This window comes from Pseudoalteromonas sp. TB25, from assembly GCF_000497995.1.
Classification (GTDB): Bacteria; Pseudomonadota; Gammaproteobacteria; order Enterobacterales; family Alteromonadaceae; genus Pseudoalteromonas; species Pseudoalteromonas distincta.
Genome location: NZ_AUTI01000168.1, coordinates 1 through 507, shown reverse-complemented (window position 1 = coordinate 507; position 507 = coordinate 1). Strand labels below are relative to the sequence as shown.

Genomic DNA, 507 nt, shown 5'->3' with positions numbered 1-507 from the left:
CCGCCATTGAGGCGATCATCGCAGGCTCTAGTAGTTTAAGCGATACATTAACCATGCTCTCAAATTCGCGATCTTGGTTATTTGCAGCACGCTCTAACATTTGCTCTAGTTCACCTGATTTTTCACCACTTGCTATCATATGCAGCATCATTGGTGGAAACAACTTAGTTTGCTGAAGTGCAGCTCTTAAGCTTGCACCCTCACTCACTCTATCGGATGCATCTGCAACCGCTTTTTTAATTTTTTCGTTAATTAATACGCCACCAGAGATACGCATTCCTTCAAGTAATGGTACTGAGCTTGACGATAAAATACTTAAAGTACGCGCAAAACGTGCGGTGTTAATACCACGAGCCACTTTACCTATACCTGGCATATGTAGCACTCGGTCATCCCACCAAAAACGTATTTTAGGCTGCTTAAGTGCATGCTTAATACCAATGGCTATAGCTGTAATAGCTATTAAACTAATAAACCAATAATTTTGCACAAAATGGCTGCCTGCCA

Annotated in this window: 1 protein-coding gene; it reads right to left on the bottom strand. The window is 41.6% G+C overall.

Annotation, left to right across the window (positions count from 1 at the left end):
• Positions 1–507 (bottom strand): type II secretion system F family protein (locus L652_RS0103675; protein WP_024603297.1); only part of this gene is annotated, 507 nt, incomplete at both ends.